This is a genomic window from Hydrogenophaga bisanensis (genome assembly GCF_042665135.1).
Lineage (GTDB): Bacteria > Pseudomonadota > Gammaproteobacteria > Burkholderiales > Burkholderiaceae_C > Hydrogenophaga > Hydrogenophaga bisanensis.
Map to the genome: position 1 here is coordinate 44194 of NZ_JBHTBX010000004.1, position 19216 is coordinate 63409.

The window sequence follows — 19216 nt, forward strand, 5'->3', positions numbered from 1 at the left end:
CCCACCCACCACGCACACCCATGAGCACACGTCCTGCCATCCTGATCGCCCGCGATGTCTTTCCTGAAGTGGTCGAGCGCCTGCAAGCCCATTTCGATGTCGAGACCACCGCGCCGGGGGTCACCCGCACCGCACAGGAACTGGCGCAGAGCCTTCAGGGCAAGGTGGGGGTGATGACCACCGGCGGCGAGCGGATCGATGCGACCTTGCTGGCCGCCTGCCCGCAGTTGAAGATCGCGGCCAACATCGCGGTGGGTTACAACAACTTCGATCTGGAGGCCATGACGGCCTCGGGTGTGCTGGGCACCAACACCCCGGATGTGCTGACCGAGACGACGGCCGACTTCGGGTTCGCCCTGATGATGGCGACCGCCCGGCGCATGACCGAGAGCGAGCATTTCCTGCGCGCGGGGCTGTGGAAGCAGTGGTCGCTGGACCTGTTTGCCGGCGCCGAGGTGCATGGCAGCACGCTGGGCATTCTGGGCATGGGGCGCATCGGTCAGGGCATCGCCCGCCGGGGGGCTCATGGCTTTGGCATGAAGGTGATCTATCACAACCGTTCGCGCCTGGATGCGGCCACCGAGGGCGCCTGCGGTGCGCGCTACGTAGGCATGGAGGAACTGCTGGCCCAGGCCGACCACCTGGTGCTGGTGCTGCCCTATTCGCCGGCAGTGCACCACATCATCGGTGCCACCGAAATCGCGAAGATGAAGCCGACGGCGACGCTGACCAACATCGCCCGCGGTGGCATCGTCGACGATGCCGCGCTGGCGCTGGCGCTGCGCGAGCGGCGGATCGCGGCAGCCGGTCTGGATGTCTTTGAGGGGGAGCCGGCGGTGCACCCGGATCTGCTCACGGTGCCCAATGTGGTGCTCACGCCCCACATTGCCAGCGCCACCCTCAAGACGCGCATGGCCATGGCCATGCTGGCGGCCGACAACCTGATCGCCTACCTGACCGAGGGGCGGGCCCTGACGCCGCTGAACCCGCAGGTGATCCCAGGGTGAGCGCATGACCGGGGATGCGATGGTCTGGGCATTGTTGGCACTTGGCCTGCTGAACCTGGCGCTGCTATGCTGGTTGTTGGTGCGTCGCCCGCCACCCGACGAGCAGGCTCAGGCCCAGCGGCAGCAGCTGTCGCAGCAGGTGCAGGACCTGTCGCGGCAGACCGAAAGCCGTCTGGGTGTGCTGGAGAGCGAATTGCGGCGGGAGGTGGGTGACAACGCCCGCGCAGGACGCCAGGAGGTGCTGCAGACCCTGGCCACCTTTCAGGAGGCGGTCAATCGGCAGGCGGCCGAGGCTACGCGCACCCAGAACGCCCAGATCGACGCGTTTGCCCAGCAACTGCTGCAGTTGCGCGGTACCTTGTCGGATACCCTCACGCGCCAGTTGCAGGATCTGAGCGAGGCCAATGCCCGTCGCCTGTCGGAGGTGCGCGCCACGCTGGAAGCCCAGTTGGGGCTGTTGCAGCAGAGCAATGCAGCCAAGCTGGACGAGATGCGCGCAACCGTTGATGAGAAGCTGCACGCGACGCTGGAGCAACGCCTGGGGGAAAGCTTCAAGCAGGTGGCCGAGCGCCTGGAGCAGGTCCACAAGGGACTGGGCGAGATGCAGAACCTGGCGCAGGGCGTGGGCGATCTCAAGCACCTGCTGACCAACGTCAAGACACGCGGCATGTTCGGCGAGGCGCAGCTGGGTGCGTTGCTGGAACAGGTCTTTGCCCCTGAGCAGTACGCCACCCAGGTAGCCACGCGCCCGGGCAGCCGCAACGTGGTGGACTTTGCCATCCGTCTGCCAGGGCGCGGCGATGACGGTGCACCGTGCTGGCTGCCCATCGACGCCAAGTTTCCCAACGAGGACTACGAACGCCTGCTGGACGCCCAGCAGCGGGCCGATGCGGAGGGTGTGGAACTGGCGGCACGCGGTCTGGAGCAGCGCATCCGTCTGGAGGCCAAGTCCATGGCCGACAAGTACCTGGAGCCGCCGCACACCACCGACTTTGCCATCCTGTTCCTGCCCACCGAAGGACTGTATGCCGAGGTGCTGCGCAGACCGGGGCTGATGGAGGCGCTGCAGCGCGACCACCGTGTCACCCTGGCGGGCCCGACCACGCTGATGGCGATGCTCAACTCCCTGCAGATGGGCTTCCGCACCCTGGCCCTGGAAAAGCGCAGCAGCGAGGTCTGGCAGGTGCTGGGTGCCGTCAAGACCGAATTCGGCAAGTTCGGTGACGTGCTGGCCAAGGTCAAGAACCAGACCCAGACCGTGCTCAACACCCTGGATGCCGCCGAAGTGCGCAGCCGAGCCATGGGCCGTGCCCTCAAGGGGGTGGAAGCCTTGCCCCAGGACCGGGCCCAGGCGCTGCTGCCGCTGGAGGGCAGCGACGGGAACGGCGATTGAACGCCGGCCTGAGGCGCGCCCTGTGGCGCCTGATCGGCGCCCAGATCTGTCTGCACGCCGCCATGACCGGTTTCCGGATGGCGGCTCCGCTCATGGCCCTGCGCGAAGGGCAGGGGCCGGCGACCGTGGGCATCCTGCTGGCACTCTTTGCGACCTCGCAGGTGTTCCTGGCGCTGCCGGCCGGACGCTACGTGGACCGGCATGGCCTTCGCAAGCCCGTGCACTGGGCCGTCGTGATCACGGTGGCGGGTGCCGCCCTGGCGGTGGCCTGGCCGGTGTTTCCCGTGCTCTGTCTGGCCGCCCTGGCCACCGGGGCGGGCTCGGGCATCACGGTCATCGCCTTGCAGCGCCACGCCGGGCGACTGGCCCAAGATGCCCACGAGCTGCGGCAGGTGTTCAGCTGGCTGGCCATCGGTCCGTCGATCTCGAACTTTGTGGGTCCCTTGGCGGCTGGCCTGCTGATCGATGCCTCGGGCTTTCGGGCGGCCTACGCCTTTCTGGCCGTGTTGCCCCTGCTGGCCTGGGCCTGGGTGGCCCGCGTCGATGAACACCCCGCCGAGGTGGCGGTGGAGCGGCCGGCGGGGCAGCGCTCCTGGGACCTGCTGCGACAAAAGGACTTCCGTCACCTGATGCTGGTCAACTGGCTGCTGGCGTCCTGCTGGGATGTGCACACTTTCCTGGTGCCAGTGCTCGGCCATGAACGCGGCTTCAGCGCCACGGCCATCGGATCGGTGCTGGGTGCCTTCGCGCTGGCCGCCACCGCCGTGCGGGTAGCCATGCCCTGGCTGGCGGCCCGCCTGCGGGAGGGCCTGGTGGTCGGTGCGGCCATGCTGGCCACCGCCTTGCTGTTCGCGCTCTACCCGCTGGTGCAGTCGGCGCTGCTGATGACCATCCTCTCCGTGCTTCTTGGGGTGGCGCTGGGCTCCGTGCAACCCATGGTCATGAGCACACTGCATCAGATCACACCGCGGCACCGGCACGGCGAAGCCTTGGGGTTGAGGTCCATGGCCATCAACCTGTCCAGTGTGGTCATGCCCTTGCTGTTCGGTTCGGCAGGAACCCTGGTCGGCGTCACGGCTGTGTTCTGGACCGTCGGATCGGTGGTCGGTACCGGCTCCCGTCTCGCGTTCCGTATCCGTCCGGCCGGACAGGAGCCTGTCAGGCTGCGCCTGAAGGATTGATCGACCGAGCCTGTGCAATGACCAGTACCGATTCTGAGATGATCGGGAACCCTTGCGTCTTGAAAGGGTCCGTTACAACTTCGGCCAGCGGCGTGCGCTCTGCGGCCTGTTCTCTCCGAGGTGTCATGACGTGCTGCTTCTGATTGTCTTGCTCCCGCTGCTGCTGGGCACCATTGCCACTGCCTGGGCAGGTTCTCGTGCCCGCATGGCTTCCGCGTGGCTGGCCGCTGCGGTCACGGCTTCCAGCCTCGGCTTGCTGCTGTCCATGGCCCCCCGGGTCATGGGCGGCGAGGGCATCCGGCAGGCCTGGTCCTGGGTGCCGGAGATCGGACTGGCCCTGAGCTTTCGACTGGATGGCCTGTCCCTGATGTTCGCCGGCCTGATCATGGTGATCGGGCTGTGCATCATCCTGTACGCGGCCTACTACCTCAGCCCCAAGGATTCGGCGGCCAAGTTCTACAGCCTCATGATGCTGTTCATGGCGGCCATGCTGGGCGTGGTGTTGTCGGACAACCTGTTGCTGCTGGTGGTGTTCTGGGAGCTGACCAGCCTGTCGTCCTTCCTGCTCGTGGGCTACTGGAGCCATCGGCCCGATGCCCGGGCCGGGGCGCGTCAGGCACTCGCGGTCACCGGGGGCGGTGGCCTGGCCATGCTCGGTGGTTTCGTGCTGCTGGGCCAGATTGCCGGCACCTTTGAACTCAGCGAGATGGTCGGGCGGGCCGCCGAGATCCAGGCCGATCCGCGATTTGTACCGGCCCTGCTGCTGATCCTGTTGGGCTGCTTCACCAAGAGCGCGCAGTTCCCGTTTCACTTCTGGCTGCCCGATGCCATGGCGGCGCCCACACCGGTGTCGGCCTACCTGCATTCGGCCACCATGGTCAAGGCGGGCGTCTTCCTGTTGATGCGCATGTACCCGGTGCTGGGCGGCTCCGGCTGGTTTGAGGCCATCGTGACGGCCGCCGGCCTGGTGACCGTGCTGTTTGCCGCCTTCATCGCCATCTTCAAGCACGACCTCAAGGGATTGCTGGCGTATTCCACGGTCAGCCATCTGGGGTTGGTGACTTTTCTGGTCGGACTCGGCTCGCCCCTGGCCGCTGTGGCGGCGGTGTTTCATGTGCTCAACCACGCGACCTTCAAGGCCTCGCTCTTCATGATCGCGGGCATCGTCGATCACGAAACGCACTCGCGCGACATGCGACGCCTGGGTGGCCTGTGGTCGCTGATGCCATGGACGGCCACGCTGTCGATGGTGGCGGCCGCCTCAATGGCGGGTGTGCCGCTGACCAATGGCTTCCTGTCCAAGGAAATGTTCTTCACCGAGGCCGTCAATGGCACAGCCGGCATCTGGGCCTGGCTGGTACCCGCCGTGGTGACCCTGGCCGGCATCTTCAGCGTGGCGTACTCGCTGCGCTTCGTGCACGACACCTACTTCAACGGACCGCTCGGGGATGTTCCCAACACCCACCCGCACGAGCCGCCCCTGGGCATGAAGCTGCCGGCGATGCTGCTGGTGACGCTGTGCATCGCGGTGGGCCTGCTGCCGGCGGCCACCTTCGGACCCCTGGTGGATGTCGCGGCGACGGCCATGGTGGCGCGTCCGCTGCCCGAGTACCACCTCTCGATCTGGCACGGCTTCAACCTGCCGCTGCTCATGAGCGTGGTTGCGCTGGCCGCCGGTGTCGGCCTATATGTCTGGCTGGCGTCGGGTCGACGGCTGCATCGCCTGGCGTCCGAGCAGTGGTTCGGCCCGGCCACAGGGCGCCAGATGTTCGAGTCGATCATCGACGGACTGTTTCGCTGGGCCGGGCAAATCACGGGCCGGTTGGAGACCGGCTCGCTGCAGCGCTATGTGGCCTGGTTTCTTCTGGCGGCCCTGGTGGTCGGTGCGGCCCCCTTGCTGGGCAGTGGCATCGGAACCGGTCCGCGTCCCACGATGGCCGCCACGCCGCTGGCGGTCGTGGTCTGGCTGGCCCTGCTGGTCACATGCGCAGTCATCGTCCTGACCCACCACCGCCGGTTCCAGACGGTGGTGCTGGTGGGGGTGGTCGGCCTGGCGGCTTCGCTGACCTTCCTCGGGTTCTCTGCCCCGGATCTTGCCTTGACGCAGGTCTCGGTCGATATCGTTTCGACCGTCCTGCTGCTGATGGGCCTGGCCCTGCTGCCCCAGTTCTCACCGAAGGAGTCGACCGCCGTGCGCAAGGGCTTGCATGCCATGCTGGCGCTGGCGGGTGGACTGGGCATGTCGGCGCTGACCTGGCTGGTGCTCACCCGTGACCACGACTCGATCTCCTGGTATTTCCTGGAGCAGTCCCTGCCCAAGGGGGGTGGCAGCAACGTGGTGAACGTCATCCTGGTGGACTTCCGAGGCTACGACACGATGGGCGAAATCACCGTGCTGGGCATTGCGGCGGTGGGTGTGCTCGCACTCATGGATGGCATGCGTGCGCGCCGGCCGCTGACCGATCCAGCAGGAATGCCCTGGTCGTTTGCCGAGCAACCGTTGCTGTTGCGCGTGGCGGCGTCGGTGGTGCTGCCTGTGGCGCTGGTGTTCTCGCTCTACATCTTCATGCGGGGTCACAACCTGCCGGGCGGGGGCTTCATCGCCGGGTTGATCACCGCGGTGGCGCTGGTCCTTCAGTTCATGGCGCTCGGGCAGGCCAGGGCGGAGGCGATGCTGGCGGCGGCTGGTGGACGGCGCTTTGTGCGCTGGATCGGCAGCGGACTGGGTATCGCCGGTCTCACCGGGGTGGGGGCGTTCATGTTCGGGCGGCCTTTCCTGACCAGCGCCTTCGGGCATCCCCACGTGCCCGTGCTCGGTGAGTTGCCGCTGGCCTCGGCGGCGGTGTTCGATCTGGGGGTCTACCTGACCGTGGTCGGGTCCACCCTGTTGACGATTTCGGTGCTTGGGCAGGTGTCCCGCGAAGGGGCTTCACCGGCCAGCACGACCAAAGGAGTGGTCGCATGAGCATGGAATTCCTGCTGGCCAGCGGCATTGGCGTGGTGACGGCCACCGCCATCTATCTGATGCTGCGGGGGCGCACCTTCCCGGTGGTGCTGGGTCTGTCGCTGTTCGGCTATGCCGTCAACGTGTTCATCTTCGTCATGGGGCGGCTGTGGAGCAACGCCCAGCCGATACTGGTCGGCGAGGGACCAGTAGCCGATCCGTTGCCTCAGGCGCTGGTGCTGACCGCCATCGTGATCGGTTTTGCCACCACCGGTTTTGTGGTCGAACTGGCGCTGCGCAGCCGGCATGAGAATGGTACCGACCACATCGATGGCGTCGAGCCGGGAGGTCGGGGCTGATGCTGCATTCGCTCATGGACTTCTGGGCGCAGCACGCGCCGGTGCTGTCAGTGGTGCTGCCAATGCTGGGGGCCGTCCTGCTGTTGCTCATCGGCGATGCTGGCGGCATGGCCGGTCAAGGTGGTGGACACGACGATGCGCGGCTGCGCTGGCGGCGCCGGGTGGCTATGCTGGTCACCCTGGCGGGTCTGGCCATGGCCGTCGGCCTGGTGCACATGGCCCAGGGCGGCGAGCTGATGGTCTACCGCCTGGGCGACTGGCCTGCCCCCTTCGGCATCGTGATGGTGGTGGATCGCCTGTCCGCCATGATGGTGCTGCTGACCTATCTGGTCGCGGTGCCGGTGCTGTGGTACGCCAGCGGGGGGTGGGATGGCCGCGGCCGCTATTTCCATGCGCTGTTCCAGTTCCAGCTGATGGGGCTCAGTGGTGCCTTCCTGACGGGCGACCTGTTCAACCTCTTCGTGTTCTTCGAGGTGCTGCTGATCGCCTCTTACGTGCTGCTGTTGCACGGGCAGGGCCGCGAGCGGCTGCGCATGGGCGTGCACTACGTGATCCTCAACCTGTGCGCCTCCGGCCTGTTCCTGATCGGACTGGCGCTCGTATATGCGGTGACCGGCACACTCAACATGGCCGACGTCGGCTTGCGTCTGTCGCAGCTGCCGGCGGACACGGTGCCCCTGGCCCGAGCTGCGGGACTGATCCTGCTCATCGTCTTTGGCCTGAAGGCCGCGCTGGTTCCCCTGTACTTCTGGCTGCCTGGCACCTATGCGTCCGCCAGTGCGCCGGTGGCGGCCTTGTTCGCCATCATGACCAAGGTGGGCGTCTACAGCATCGTCCGTGTCCACTGGGGGGTGTTTGGCGCCGACGCCGGACCGGTGGCGCAGGTTGCCGCCGACTGGTTGTTGCCGATGGCCCTGATCACCAGTGTGCTGGGTGTGCTGGGGGCGCTAGCCGCCCATTCGATGGGACGGCTGGTCGCTTACCTCACGGTGTCCTCGGTGGGCACCATCATGGCGGGTGTGGGGCTTCACACGGTGGGCACACTTTCTGCGGCGCTGTACTACCTGCTGCACTCCACCATCGTGATGGCCGGCCTGTTCCTGCTGGTGGAGCTGATTGGTGCCCAGCGGGGTGATGCGCAGGACCGGCTCAAGCCGGCGTCCGCCGTCAGGGAGCCCGTGCTGCTGGGACTGCTCATGATCTTTGGTGCCGCCTCGGCGGCGGGCCTGCCGCCACTGCCGGGTTTCCTCGGCAAGCTGATGGTGCTGGGCAGCAGTGCCGGATTGCCGGCGCAGGCCTGGGTCTGGTCGGTGGTGCTGGTGGTGGGGTTCCTGACCATCGTGGGCCTGGCACGTGCCGGTGTCATCGTGTTCTGGCATGTGCAGCCGGATGATCGGGGGCAGGGCAGCCCAGCCGGGGCCAGTGCCAAGCTCCTGTCGTCCGTCTGGGCATTCATGGGTCTTACTGTGGCGCTGGCGGTGCTGGCGTCCCCGGTCAAGCGCTACACCGATGCCGCCGCTGCGCAACTGGCCGACTCCGCGGCCTATGTGGAAGCGGTGCTCGGGGCAGAGGCAGGCAGCCAGCCCACCACCCGTCCGTATGACGGCCAACGCACCACATCCGGGGAGAAGTCACCATGAAGACCTCTGCATCCGAACCGTCCCGCCGGCCCGGGTGGTTCGACCATCCGGTTCTGTCGCTGCTGCTTGCCGCCACCTGGCTGGCCCTGTCGCGCAGCGTGGAGCCCGTGCACCTGCTGTCGGCCGCCCTCATCGCGCTGCTGGTGCCTCGCCTGCTGAGCAGTTTCCTGTGGCCTGGTCGCCCTATTGACTGGATCGCCGCGCTGCGCCTGCTGATGGTGGTGCTCTGGGATATCGTGGTGGCCAACATCACGGTGGCCCGGTTGGTGCTCGGTCCGATGAACCGGCCCCAACCGCGCTGGATGGCAGTGCCCCTGGCCAGCGATCATCCCCGCGTGAATGCCCTGTTTGCCAGCATCATCACGACCACCCCGGGCACCGTGTCGGCCGTGGTGGATGAGCAGCAGGGAGTGATCTGGGTGCATGCCCTGGACTGCAGCGACGCCGGGGCCATGGTGGCGGACATGAAGGGGCGCTACGAGACTGCCCTGCTGCGGGTGTTTCGTCTGCCTGAAGGAGGGCGCGCATGAATATCCTGGAAATGGCGCTGAACATCGGCATCGCCGCGGTGGCCGTGGCCATCCTTCTGTGTACCTGGCGACTGGTGGGCGGACCGACCCTGACCGATCGCATCCTGGCGCTGGACACGCTCTATCTCAGCGTGGTGGCGTTGGTGGTCATGCTGGGGCTGCGCTGGCAGACCTCGCTGCTGTTCGAGGCGGCGCTGATCATTGCCATGCTCGGCTTTGCCGGGACGGTGGCCCTGGCGCGCTACCTCAGTCGTGGTGATGTGGTCGAGTGACGGGAGGAATCGCTGTGCAAACCGCCATCGAATGGCTGGCCGCCATCTTCATTCTGGTCGGCGCTTTTTTCCTGCTGGTCGGCGCGATCGGGCTGGTCCGTCTGCCTGATTTCTACATGCGTCTGCATGCGCCCACCAAGGCGTCCACGCTGGGGGTGGGCGGCGTGCTGTTGGCGTCCATCGTGCTGTCAGCCGTTCAAGGGCGGCCGGGCATTCCCGAGTTGCTGATCACGCTGTTCGTTTTTGTGACGGCGCCGGTGTCGGCCAATCTGCTGGCGCAGGCGGCGCTGCATCTGCGGCTGCCTTCCCGTGCGCCGCTGCCTTCCGCTGTGGAGCCGGCGCAGGCGGCGGAGCCAGATCAAAGCCCAGCCCCCTGAAATAGGTATCCATGGTGTGCTGTCCGACCAGCTCCAGGTCGAAGGCGGCCGGGTCGAGCAGCCAGCTCTGGAGCAGACCATCCATGACGATGTGAAGACCCAGGCTGGCCGAGCGCAGAGGCACCGGCAAGCGGATGCCGGCACGTTCTGCCGCCACAGCGATTTTTTGGGCGCTCAGTTCAAGGTACTGATTGCGGATGCGCAGGTGCCGTTCCCGCGCGCCCGCCATCTCGGCGTTGTATTCCACCTGATGGGTGGCGACCTCGAACACCCGCCGGATGCGCTCGTCGGTCGCGATCAGGTGCAACACGTAACGCATGCCTGACCGCAAGGCTTCCAGGGGCGCTTCCAGTGCCTCTGCCGGTGTCTCCAGGTCCGGAAAGCCGCACTCCATGGGCAGGGTTGCCCGGTCCATCATGGCATTGAAGAGATCGGCCTTGTCCTTGAAGTGCCAGTAGATGGCGCCACGTGTGGCGCCCGCCGCCGCGGCAATCTGTTGTAACGACGTGCTGGACACGCCCTGGGCCTGGAAGAGCGTCTCGGCGGCGTCCAGCAGACGATGCCGGGTGACCTCTGCGTCGGCCTTGGTGCGTCGTACCATGGCATAACTCCTGCATGATGGGTTTTGGCGTGCTGCCAATACCCCGATTATGCACATACATTCAGGAATGAATGTATACTTCGCCGCATGCCCGTTGACCACCGGTCATGCGGGTTTCATTCGTGCCCGGATTTCTTCCTTCTTTCAAGAGAACACCATGCCCGCCGACAGCACCTCATCCTCTTCTTCACAGCGACCGGCACCGTCCCGTCTGGTCATGACTTCGCTGGCCGTGGCCCTGGCGGCGGCCACGCTGGCGGCCTGCGGGCAGGGCGACAAGCCTGCCGCAGGAGGAGGTGCACCCGCGGGCGGCATGCCACTGCCTGAGGTGGGTGTGGTGACCGTGACGCCCGGTGACGTCGGACTGCAGACCGAGTTGCCCGGGCGGCTGGAGGCTTCGCGGGTGGCCCAGGTGCGCGCACGCGCTGCCGGCATCCTGCAGCAGCGGCTGTTCACCGAGGGCAGTGACGTGAAAGCGGGGCAACCCCTGTTCCGCATTGATCCTGCGCCGTACGAAGCCGCGCTGCAATCGGCGCGCGCCTCCCTGGCAAAGGCCGAAGCCAGCCTCACCCAGGCGACCGCGCTGGCCGATCGCTACAAGCCGCTGGTGGCCGAAAACGCGATCAGCCAGCAGGAGTACGCCAACGCCCTCGCGGCGCAAAAGGTGGCCGAGGCCGATGTGGCCGCCGGCAAGGCGGCGGTGCAGACCGCCACCATCAACCTGGGGCATGCCAATGTCAGCGCGCCGATCTCTGGCCGGATCGGGCGATCGCTCGTCACCGAAGGTGCCCTGGTCGGGCAGGGTGAGGCGACCGCCCTGGCGGTGATCCAGCAGGTCGATCCCCTGTACGTGAACTTCACCCAGTCTGCGGCCGAAGCCATGCGTCTTCGCCGTGCGATGGAAGCCGGGCAGCTCAAGTCGGCCGGGGAGGGTGCCGCGCAAGTGCGTGTGGTCCTTGACGACGGCTCCGAGCATGCCAAACCGGGCAAGCTCCTGTTCACCGATCTGACGGTGGACACCACCACGGGTCAGGTCACTCTGCGGGCCGAGGTGCCCAACCCGGGCGGCCGCCTGTTGCCGGGGCTGTACGTGCGCGTGCGGCTCGAGCAGGCCAAGGTGGCCAACGCAATCACACTGCCGCAGCAGGCTGTGGCGCGTTCGGCTCAGGGCGATTCCGTCAAGGTCGTGGGTTCCGAAGGCAAGATTGAGACGCGCCCCGTGAAGGTGGGTGGTCAACAGGGCGGCCGCTGGGTCATCCTGGAGGGCCTCCAGGCGGGTGAGCAGGTCATGGTCGACGGCTTCCAGAAAGTCCAGATGCTGCCCCCGGGGACCCCGGTCAAGGCCGTGCCGTGGCAACCGGGTGCGCCTGCTGCGGCGAAGGCGCCTGCCCAACCGGCGGCAAAATAAGGAGCGGCCGACATGGCGAAGTTTTTCATCGACCGCCCCATCTTCGCGTGGGTGATCGCGCTGTTCATCATGGTGGCCGGCGCGGTGGCCATCACGCAGTTGCCGATTGCCCAGTACCCACCGGTGGCACCGCCGTCGGTCAACATCAGTGCGGCTTACCCGGGCGCCTCGGCCAAGACGCTGGAAGACAGCGTCCTGTCCATCATCGAGCAGGAAATGAACGGCTCGCCGGGTCTGATCTACATGGAGTCGGTGGCGCAGGCCAACGGCACCGGCCAGATCACCCTGAGTTTCGAACCTGGCACCGATCCCGACTTGGCGCAGGTGGATGTGCAGAACCGTCTGTCCCGTGCCACCCCCCGTCTGCCGTCGGCGGTGACCCAGCAGGGTGTCCGGGTCGAGAAGGCCCAAAGCAACTTCCTGATGGTCGCGGTGCTCTCGTCCGACAACCCCGCATGGGACCCGGTGGCACTGGGTGACTACGCCGCGCGCAGCGTGCTGCCCGAACTGCAGCGGGTGCCCGGCGTGGGGCAGGCCCAGCTCTTCGGTACCGAGCGCGCCATGCGCATCTGGATCGATCCCGCCAAGCTGCAGGGCTTCGGTCTGAGCGCGGCCGATGTCAACGCGGCCATCCGGGGGCAGAACGCCCAGGTCTCCGGCGGTGAAATCGGCGCCTTGCCCAACGTGGCCGGTCAGGCCATTTCCGCCACCGTGGTGGTCAACGGTCAGCTGGGATCGGTCGAGCAGTTCGGCAACATCGTCCTGCGTGCCAGCACCGACGGTTCCACTGTCCGGCTCAAGGACGTGGCACGCATCGAGCTGGGGGCACAGGCCTATGCCACCTCTGCCCGTCTCAATGGCCAGCCGTCCACCGCAATCGGCATCCAGCTGGCGCCCTCGGGCAACGCGCTGGCCACCGCACAGGCGGTTCGGGACCGTCTCACCGAGCTGCAGCGCTTCTTCCCGGAAGGCATGAAGTGGGCCACGCCCTACGACAGCTCACGCTTCGTGAAGATCTCCATCCAGCAGGTGGCCATGACCCTGGCCGAAGCGGTGGTGCTGGTGTTCCTGGTGATGTTCCTGTTCCTCCAGAACTGGCGTTACACCGTCATTCCCACCGTGGTCGTGCCGATCGCGCTGTTGGGTACGTTTGCGGCCCTGCTGGCGCTGGGCTTCTCCATCAACGTCCTGACCATGTTTGGCATGGTGCTGGTGATCGGCATCGTGGTGGACGACGCCATCGTGGTGGTAGAGAACGTCGAACGCATCATGAGCGAGGAAGGGCTGCCGCCTCGCGAGGCCACCCGCAAGGCCATGGGCCAGATTTCCGGGGCCATCGTCGGCGTGACGGTGGTGCTGATCTCGGTGTTCGTGCCGCTGGCGTTCTTCAGCGGATCGGTGGGCAACATCTATCGCCAGTTCTCGGCGGTGATGGGGGTGTCGATCGCCTTCTCGGCTTTCATGGCGCTGTCGCTCACACCCGCTTTGTGCGCCACGCTCCTCAAGCCGGTGGAAGCCGGTCACCACCACGAAAAACGCGGCTTCTTCGGCTGGTTCAACCGGGGCTTCTCCCGAACCGCCAAGCGCTATGAGGCGGGTGTGGCCCGTCTGCTGCCGCGCGCTGGTCGCACCCTGATCATCTATGTGGCGATCGTCGCCGCCGCGGCGGTGGTGTACAAGCGACTGCCAACGTCGTTCCTGCCAAACGAGGACCAGGGCACCATGCTGGTGAACATCCAGCTGCCGCCCGGGGCCACCCAGGAGCGGACCCTGTCGGTGATGGAGCAGGTCGAGGGCTTCGTCCTCCAGCAGCCCGAGGTGCAGAGCATGGTCAGTGTGCTCGGCTTCAGCTTCTCGGGGCAGGGCCAGAACGCGGCACTGGCTTTTGTGACGCTCAAGGACTGGTCCGAGCGTGAGGGTCCGGGCAGCTCGGCGCAGGCGCTGGCCGGTCGTGCCTTCGGGGCGCTGTCAGGCATTCGTGACGCGTTCATCTTCCCGCTGAGCCCGCCACCCATTCCCGAATTGGGTGCTTCTCAGGGCTTCAGCTTCCGCCTGCAGGACCGCGCCGGGCTGGGGCGTGATGCCCTGGTGGCGGCGCGCAACCAGCTGCTGGGCATGGCCTCGCAGAGCAAGGTGCTCACGCAGGTCCGTCCGGATGGGCTGGAAGACGCGCCGCAGTTGCAGATTGACATCGACCGCGACAAGGCCAACGCCCTCGGGGTGGCCTTCGAGAGCATCAGTGCGACCATCGGCACCTCGCTGGGGTCGAGCTATGTCAACGACTTCCCCAACGCCGGCCGCCTGCAGCGCGTGGTGGTTCAGGCCGATGCGCCGGCCCGCATGCAGCCTGAGGACCTGCTGCAGCTGACCGTGCTCAACAACAAGGGACAGGTGGTGCCGTTCTCGGCCTTCGCCAGTACCCGCTGGGTGATCGGTCCGATGCAGACTGTGCGCTACAACGGCTACCCGTCGATGCGCATCAGCGGCAGTGCCGCGCCCGGCTTCAGCACGGGTGACGCCATGGCCGAAATGGAGAACCTGGCCGCCAAGCTGCCGCAGGGCTTCGGCTTCGAGTGGACGGGCCAGTCGCGCGAGGAAAAACTGGCCGGCGCCCAGGCCATCATCGTGTACGCCTTCGCCATCCTGGCGGTGTTCCTGTGTCTGGCCGCGCTCTATGAAAGCTGGTCGATTCCATTCGCCGTCATTCTGGTGGTGCCGCTGGGCGTGCTGGGCGTGTTGCTGGCGACGCTGCTGCGCAACTACGCCAACGACGTCTACTTCCAGGTGGGTCTGATCACGATCATCGGCCTGTCGGCCAAGAACGCCATCCTGATCATCGAATTCGCCAAGGATCTGCAAGCCCAGGGCAAGGGCGTGATCGAGGCCGCGCTCGCGGCGGCCCATCTGCGGTTCCGCCCCATCGTCATGACCTCCATGGCCTTTACCCTGGGTGTGCTGCCGCTGGCCATTGCTTCTGGCGCCGGCTCGGCGAGCCAGCGTGCCATCGGCACCGGCGTGATCGGGGGCATGTTGACCGGTACCGTCCTGGCGGTGGTGTTCGTGCCCATCTTCTTCGTGGTGGTCCGCTCGATCTTCAAGGACAGCGAGCGCCAGCACCGTATTCACGCCGAGCAGGCTGCCCACATGGGAGTGCACACCGATGACCGATAAAAAGATAACCATGGCGGCGCGCCAACGTCCTCTGGGCCTTCTGGCCGCCTCGCTGTCGCTGGGCCTGCTGTCCGCCTGTTCTCTCACGCCCGAGTACGAGCGGCCGGCGGCACCGGTCCCGACGACGTTCGCCGGCTCGGTGTCAGAGGCCGCCGTACCGGTCTTGCCGGCGTGGTCCGACTTCGTGGCCGACGACCGCCTGCGTCAGGTCGTCACGCTGGCCCTGCAGAACAACCGCGACCTGCGGGTGGCCATGGCCAACGTGGAGCAGGTGCGCGCGCAGTACCGCATCCAGCGGGCCAACCAGGCGCCGACGGTCAACCTGGGCGTAACGGGTAACCGTCAGGCCAGCGAGGGCGGTGACATCACGAGTACGTACACCGCAGGCTTGCTGGTCAGTGCGTGGGAGATCGACTTCTTTGGCCGGCTCGGCAGCCTCAAGGAGGCCGCGCTGGCCCAATACCTCGCCAGCGAAGAGTCCGCACGGGCGGCGCAGACCAGTCTGGTGGCGTCGGTGATCAGCACCTGGCTGTCACTGCAGGCCGATGAAGAGCTGCTGTCGTTCACCCAGCAGACGCAGGCGACCCGCGAAGACTCCCTGCGCCTGACCCGGCTGCGCTTTGACAATGGCGCGGCCTCTGCGCTGGACCTGCGCCAGGCCGAATCGCTGGCGGCATCGGCCCGCGCCACGCTCGCCCAGCAGCAGCGCCAGCGCAGTCAGGATCTCAATGCCCTGGCATTGCTGGTGGGGCAGGCGGTGCCTGCCTCCTTGCTGCCCTCGGTCCCCAAGGAGGTCGACAGGTCGTCCCTGTTGCGTGACGTGCCGGAGGGGCTGCCCTCGGACCTGCTGGAGCGTCGTCCCGACATCCGGCAGGCCGAGCAGCAACTGCTGGCGGCCAACGCCAACATCGGTGCGGCCCGGGCGGCCTTCTTCCCGCGCATTTCGCTGACCACCTCGCTCGGCTCGGCCAGCACCGAGCTGTCCGGGCTGTTCAAGGACGGGTCCTGGGGCTTCACCCTGGCGCCGCAGGCCTTGTTGCCGATTTTTGATCTGGGGCGCAACCAGGCCGCGCTTGACGCCTCCAAAGCGTCGCGCGAGTCGGCGGTCGCCCAGTACGAGAAGGCCATCCAGGTGGCGTTCCGGGAGGTGTCCGATGCCTTGGCGGGCCGAGCCACCCTGGGTGAACAGATCCAGGCCCAGCAGAGCCTGGTGCAGTCCGAGTCCGAACGTCTGCGCCTGGCGGAGCTGCGCTATCGCAACGGTGTGGCCAGCTTCCTCGAGGTGCTGGATGCCCAGCGTTCGCTCTTTGCTGCCCAGCAGGCCCTGACGCAGACGCGCCTGGCGCGCCAGCTCAACCAGGTGGCCCTGTACAAGGCCCTGGGCGGCGGCTACTGATCAGGCTGCCTTGCCCTCGGCACGGCAGGGGCTGGCCGGGGGCAGGTTGTAGAAGCGCACGATGTGGTCCCAGGCGGCCTTCGGGTCGTCGACGACCACGAACAGATCCAGGTCCTCCCGCGAGATGGTGCCTTCTTCGACCAGCACCTCCAGGTCCAGCAGCCGCCCCCAGTAGTCGTTGCCGAACAGGACGATGGGCACCGGTTTGGCCTTCTTGCACTGCACCAGGGTGATGACTTCGAACAGCTCGTCCAGGGTGCCGAAGCCTCCCGGGAAGGCCACCAGCGCCTTGGCTCGCATCATGAAATGCATCTTGCGCAGCGCGAAGTAGTGGAACTTGAAGCTCAGTTCGGGGGTGATGTAGGGGTTGGCCGACTGTTCATGAGGCAGGGCGATGTTCAGCCCGACGTTAGGCACACCTTCGTCGTGGGCCCCCCGGTTGGCGGCCTCCATGATGCCCGGGCCACCGCCGGTGCAGATGAACAGCTGGTCCTCGCGCGGGCAGCCCTTGCTGTAACGGGCGACCATGCGGCCGAACTCCCGCGCCTGGTCGTAGAAATGCGCGTTGCGCAGCAGTGCGCGGGCGCGAGCGATCGCCTGGGCGTCACCGCTGGCCTCGGCCTCCGCCAGGCGCTCGCGGGCGATGGCCGGCTCGCGAAAGCGCGCGCTGCCGAACACCACGATCGTGTTCTCGATCCCCGCATCCTGCTGTGCCAGGTCGGGTTTGAGCATCTCCAGCTGGAAACGGATGCCGCGGGTCTCCCGGCGCAGCAGAAACTCGGGGTCGGCGAAGGCCAGCCGGTAAGCATCGGCCTGAAGGGCGATGCCGCCGTTGGCGTGGGCCTGCAGTTCGGCCCAGGCATCGGCCAGCCGTTGTTCGCTCAGGTGCTGGGTGGTTTCCATCTGGCTTCCTTATGATGAGTTGGCGGGGAGGCCCGAGGCCTGGCTCCAGGGCGATCCGTTGATTGGACCCCCGGAAAGCGAAAAGGCTCCCGTGGGAGCCTTTTGCTGGCGCGAGTCCGATCAGACGCGCTTCTTGTATTCGCCGGTGCGGGTGTCGATTTCGATCTTGTCACCCTGATCCACGAACAGCGGCACAGGCACTTCGAAGCCGGTGGCGATCTTGGCAGGCTTGAGCACCTTGCCCGAGGTGTCGCCCTTGACGGCGGGTTCGGTCCAGGTGATCTCGCGCACCACGGTGGTGGGCAGTTCCACGGAAATGGCCTTGCCGTCGTAGAACACCACTTCCACGGCCATGCCGTCTTCCAGGTAGTTCAGGGCGTCGCCCATGTTCTCGGCTTCCACTTCGTACTGGTTGTACTCGGTGTCCATGAACACGTACATCGGATCGGCGAAGTAGGAGTAGGTGCACTCCTTGTGGTCCAGGATGATCTGGTCCATCTTGTCGTCGGCCTTGAAGACGACTTCGGTGCCGATGTTGCCCAGCAGGCCCTTGAGCTTCATGCGGACGGTGGCCGCGCCACGGCCGCCACGGGCGTATTCGGTGCGCAGCACGATCATCGGGTCCTTGCCGTGCATGATCACATTGCCGGCGCGGATTTCTTGAGCGATTTTCATAAATGTTCCAACGGTTGGGCCGCGGGTTCCGCAAAGGGGCTGTGACCCGGGGAACGGTGAATCAGGGGGCGATCTGTGCGGCGAGGCAGACGACGCTCCGGTGCGAGTACGCGATCACGGAGACAGCCATGTCGCTGTGCCCAATCAGACCGATCTCGCAAAACCTTGAATTTTATCGCTTTTCCATGACGAATCCCAGCAGCTGGCTGCACAGGTCGGCCTGGGCCAGCAGACGGTCTCGTGCCTGGAGGGCGCAGGACGCCCATTCACCGATGGCGTCCCAGCCCGGCCAGACGGTCTCGCCGGGGCTCATGCCATTCCATCCATGGTGGAACGCGCGCCAGGATGGCGGGGCCTGCAGCCAGTCCAGAACCGCATCGAGCTTGGCGTGATGGGCGTTGTCGTGCTGGGGATAGATCTGCCAGACGAAGGGCTTGCCTGCCCACAGGGCGCGCACCAGAGAATCCTCGCCGCGCACGAAGTTCAGGTCGCAGGACCAGAGCAGCCGGTCGTAGTCCTGCTGGGTCAGACGGGGCAGGCGGATCGGCCGGCATCCCTCGCCGGGAGGCTCTTCCCCCAAAGCCTGGTCCACCGCCGCGCTCGCGCGCCCTGGGGTGATCAGCCAGTCGGCGGGTGACGCGTCCAGTCCGGCCGATCGCATCACGTTCCCCAGTGACTCGGGTTCGTAGCAGAACAGGCTCACGCGCCGTCTGCCATCGTCGACCGGCAGCCCCAGATTCCGCAGCCAGCGGGCCGGCTCATGGGCCAACTGTCGGGCTGGCAGGGTCGCTTCGCGAAGAAGACCGCCCGTGGCAGGCGTGAAGCCCGGGTAGAAGAACCATTTGGTCAGACCCTTCAGGGGTCCGCTCATCACCGGTGAAGGCAGGCGGTGGCAGCGTTCCACCCAGGGCTCGGCGCTCATGTACTCCAGGTTCAGCCACACGGGGGGCGTCTCACCGGCGGCCAGTCGCCCGGCCAGCGCATCGATGCACTCCCTGGCAGGGTCGCAGCCGAAGGCCTCCACCCAAACGTCGGCCGGCGGCAGGGCATCGGCCAACCCGGGCGCCAGCGGTTCGGTCCAGTGAAGCACCTGCACCCCCGGATGAAGGCCCTGTCGCGCGCCGGGCGCCATCCAGTCCAAGTCATCCGGGCAATCGATCCACAGCCTCACCTGCTGGCCCCGGGACGCCAGATCGGTGCACAGCCGCCAGCAGACACCGATGTCGCCCAGGTTGTCCACGACCCGGCAGAAGACATCCCAGCGCAGGGCGGGTCCGCGGGTGCTGGCGCCGATCGAATGTGTGTCCATGCAGCGATCTTGCCGCAAACCGGGGCGCTGGCGGTTCACAATACGCCCCC

At 66.6% G+C, this 19216-nt stretch carries 15 protein-coding genes and 1 pseudogene; 12 read left to right on the top strand and 4 right to left on the bottom strand.

What is annotated here, in order from left to right:
* The first annotated feature begins 20 nt into the window (after positions 1 to 20).
* The 9 genes and pseudogenes from ACFQNJ_RS07195 to ACFQNJ_RS07235 all read left to right on the top strand — a co-directional run.
* Positions 21 to 1007, top strand: coding sequence for a 2-hydroxyacid dehydrogenase (locus ACFQNJ_RS07195; RefSeq protein ID WP_382255494.1), 987 nt, complete (start codon positions 21 to 23; stop codon positions 1005 to 1007).
* Positions 1008 to 1011: 4 nt separating this feature from the next.
* Positions 1012 to 2400, top strand: coding sequence for a DNA recombination protein RmuC (locus ACFQNJ_RS07200; RefSeq protein WP_382255497.1), 1389 nt, complete (start codon positions 1012 to 1014; stop codon positions 2398 to 2400).
* Between the two features lie 8 nt (positions 2401 to 2408).
* Positions 2409 to 3581 carry an MFS transporter gene (locus ACFQNJ_RS07205; RefSeq protein ID WP_382256031.1) on the top strand — a complete coding sequence of 391 codons (1173 nt, stop codon included), beginning with the start codon at positions 2409 to 2411 and terminating at the stop codon, positions 3579 to 3581.
* Between the two features lie 130 nt (positions 3582 to 3711).
* Positions 3712 to 6546, top strand: coding sequence for a monovalent cation/H+ antiporter subunit A (locus tag ACFQNJ_RS07210; protein ID WP_382255500.1), 2835 nt, complete (start codon positions 3712 to 3714; stop codon positions 6544 to 6546).
* 2 nt (positions 6547 to 6548) lie between these two features.
* Positions 6549 to 6884 carry a Na+/H+ antiporter subunit C gene (locus tag ACFQNJ_RS07215; RefSeq protein ID WP_374640029.1) on the top strand — a complete coding sequence of 112 codons (336 nt, stop codon included), beginning with the start codon at positions 6549 to 6551 and terminating at the stop codon, positions 6882 to 6884.
* Positions 6884 to 8524, top strand: coding sequence for a monovalent cation/H+ antiporter subunit D (locus ACFQNJ_RS07220; RefSeq protein WP_382255502.1), 1641 nt, complete (start codon positions 6884 to 6886; stop codon positions 8522 to 8524). Before ACFQNJ_RS07215 ends, ACFQNJ_RS07220 begins: the two co-directional genes overlap by 1 nt.
* Positions 8521 to 9054, top strand: coding sequence for a Na+/H+ antiporter subunit E (locus ACFQNJ_RS07225; RefSeq protein ID WP_382255505.1), 534 nt, complete (start codon positions 8521 to 8523; stop codon positions 9052 to 9054). The genes ACFQNJ_RS07220 and ACFQNJ_RS07225 overlap by 4 nt, the downstream gene beginning before the upstream one ends.
* Positions 9051 to 9326, top strand: a complete 276-nt coding sequence (locus ACFQNJ_RS07230) for a K+/H+ antiporter subunit F (RefSeq protein ID WP_374639937.1) — start codon at positions 9051 to 9053, stop codon at positions 9324 to 9326. The genes ACFQNJ_RS07225 and ACFQNJ_RS07230 overlap by 4 nt, the downstream gene beginning before the upstream one ends.
* A gap of 14 nt (positions 9327 to 9340) precedes the next feature.
* Positions 9341 to 9622 (top strand): annotated as a pseudogene (locus ACFQNJ_RS07235) (Na+/H+ antiporter subunit G); the annotation flags it as partial.
* Here ACFQNJ_RS07235 and ACFQNJ_RS07240 read toward each other — a convergent pair.
* Positions 9555 to 10304, bottom strand: coding sequence for a TetR family transcriptional regulator (locus ACFQNJ_RS07240; protein ID WP_382255508.1), 750 nt, complete (start codon positions 10302 to 10304; stop codon positions 9555 to 9557). The pseudogene ACFQNJ_RS07235 and the gene ACFQNJ_RS07240 sit on opposite strands and share 68 nt — an antisense overlap.
* A gap of 157 nt (positions 10305 to 10461) precedes the next feature.
* On the opposite strand from ACFQNJ_RS07240, the gene ACFQNJ_RS07245 reads away from it, so the two are divergent.
* The 3 genes from ACFQNJ_RS07245 to ACFQNJ_RS07255 are packed head-to-tail and all read left to right on the top strand — an operon-like array spanning position 10462 to position 16279.
* Entirely contained in the window at positions 10462 to 11712 is a 1251-nt protein-coding gene (locus ACFQNJ_RS07245) for an efflux RND transporter periplasmic adaptor subunit (RefSeq protein ID WP_382255510.1), read from the top strand.
* Positions 11713 to 11724: 12 nt separating this feature from the next.
* The gene (locus ACFQNJ_RS07250) at positions 11725 to 14883 is read left to right on the top strand and encodes an efflux RND transporter permease subunit (RefSeq protein WP_382255512.1); all 3159 of its coding nucleotides are present in this window, start codon (positions 11725 to 11727) and stop codon (positions 14881 to 14883) included.
* A gap of 10 nt (positions 14884 to 14893) precedes the next feature.
* Positions 14894 to 16279: an efflux transporter outer membrane subunit gene (locus tag ACFQNJ_RS07255; protein WP_382255514.1), complete on the top strand. Its 1386-nt coding sequence runs from the start codon at positions 14894 to 14896 to the stop codon at positions 16277 to 16279.
* Here ACFQNJ_RS07255 and ACFQNJ_RS07260 read toward each other — a convergent pair whose 3' ends face one another.
* From ACFQNJ_RS07260 to earP, 3 genes are all read right to left on the bottom strand, one after another.
* The gene (locus ACFQNJ_RS07260) at positions 16280 to 17182 is read right to left on the bottom strand and encodes an LOG family protein (RefSeq protein WP_382255517.1); all 903 of its coding nucleotides are present in this window, start codon (positions 17180 to 17182) and stop codon (positions 16280 to 16282) included.
* A 120-nt stretch (positions 17183 to 17302) separates the two neighbouring features.
* Entirely contained in the window at positions 17303 to 17857 is a 555-nt protein-coding gene (gene efp / locus ACFQNJ_RS07265) for an elongation factor P (protein ID WP_374639943.1), read from the bottom strand.
* Positions 17858 to 18029: 172 nt separating this feature from the next.
* Positions 18030 to 19166, bottom strand: coding sequence for an elongation factor P maturation arginine rhamnosyltransferase EarP (gene earP, locus ACFQNJ_RS07270; protein ID WP_382255520.1), 1137 nt, complete (start codon positions 19164 to 19166; stop codon positions 18030 to 18032).
* Positions 19167 to 19216: the final 50 nt, after the last annotated feature.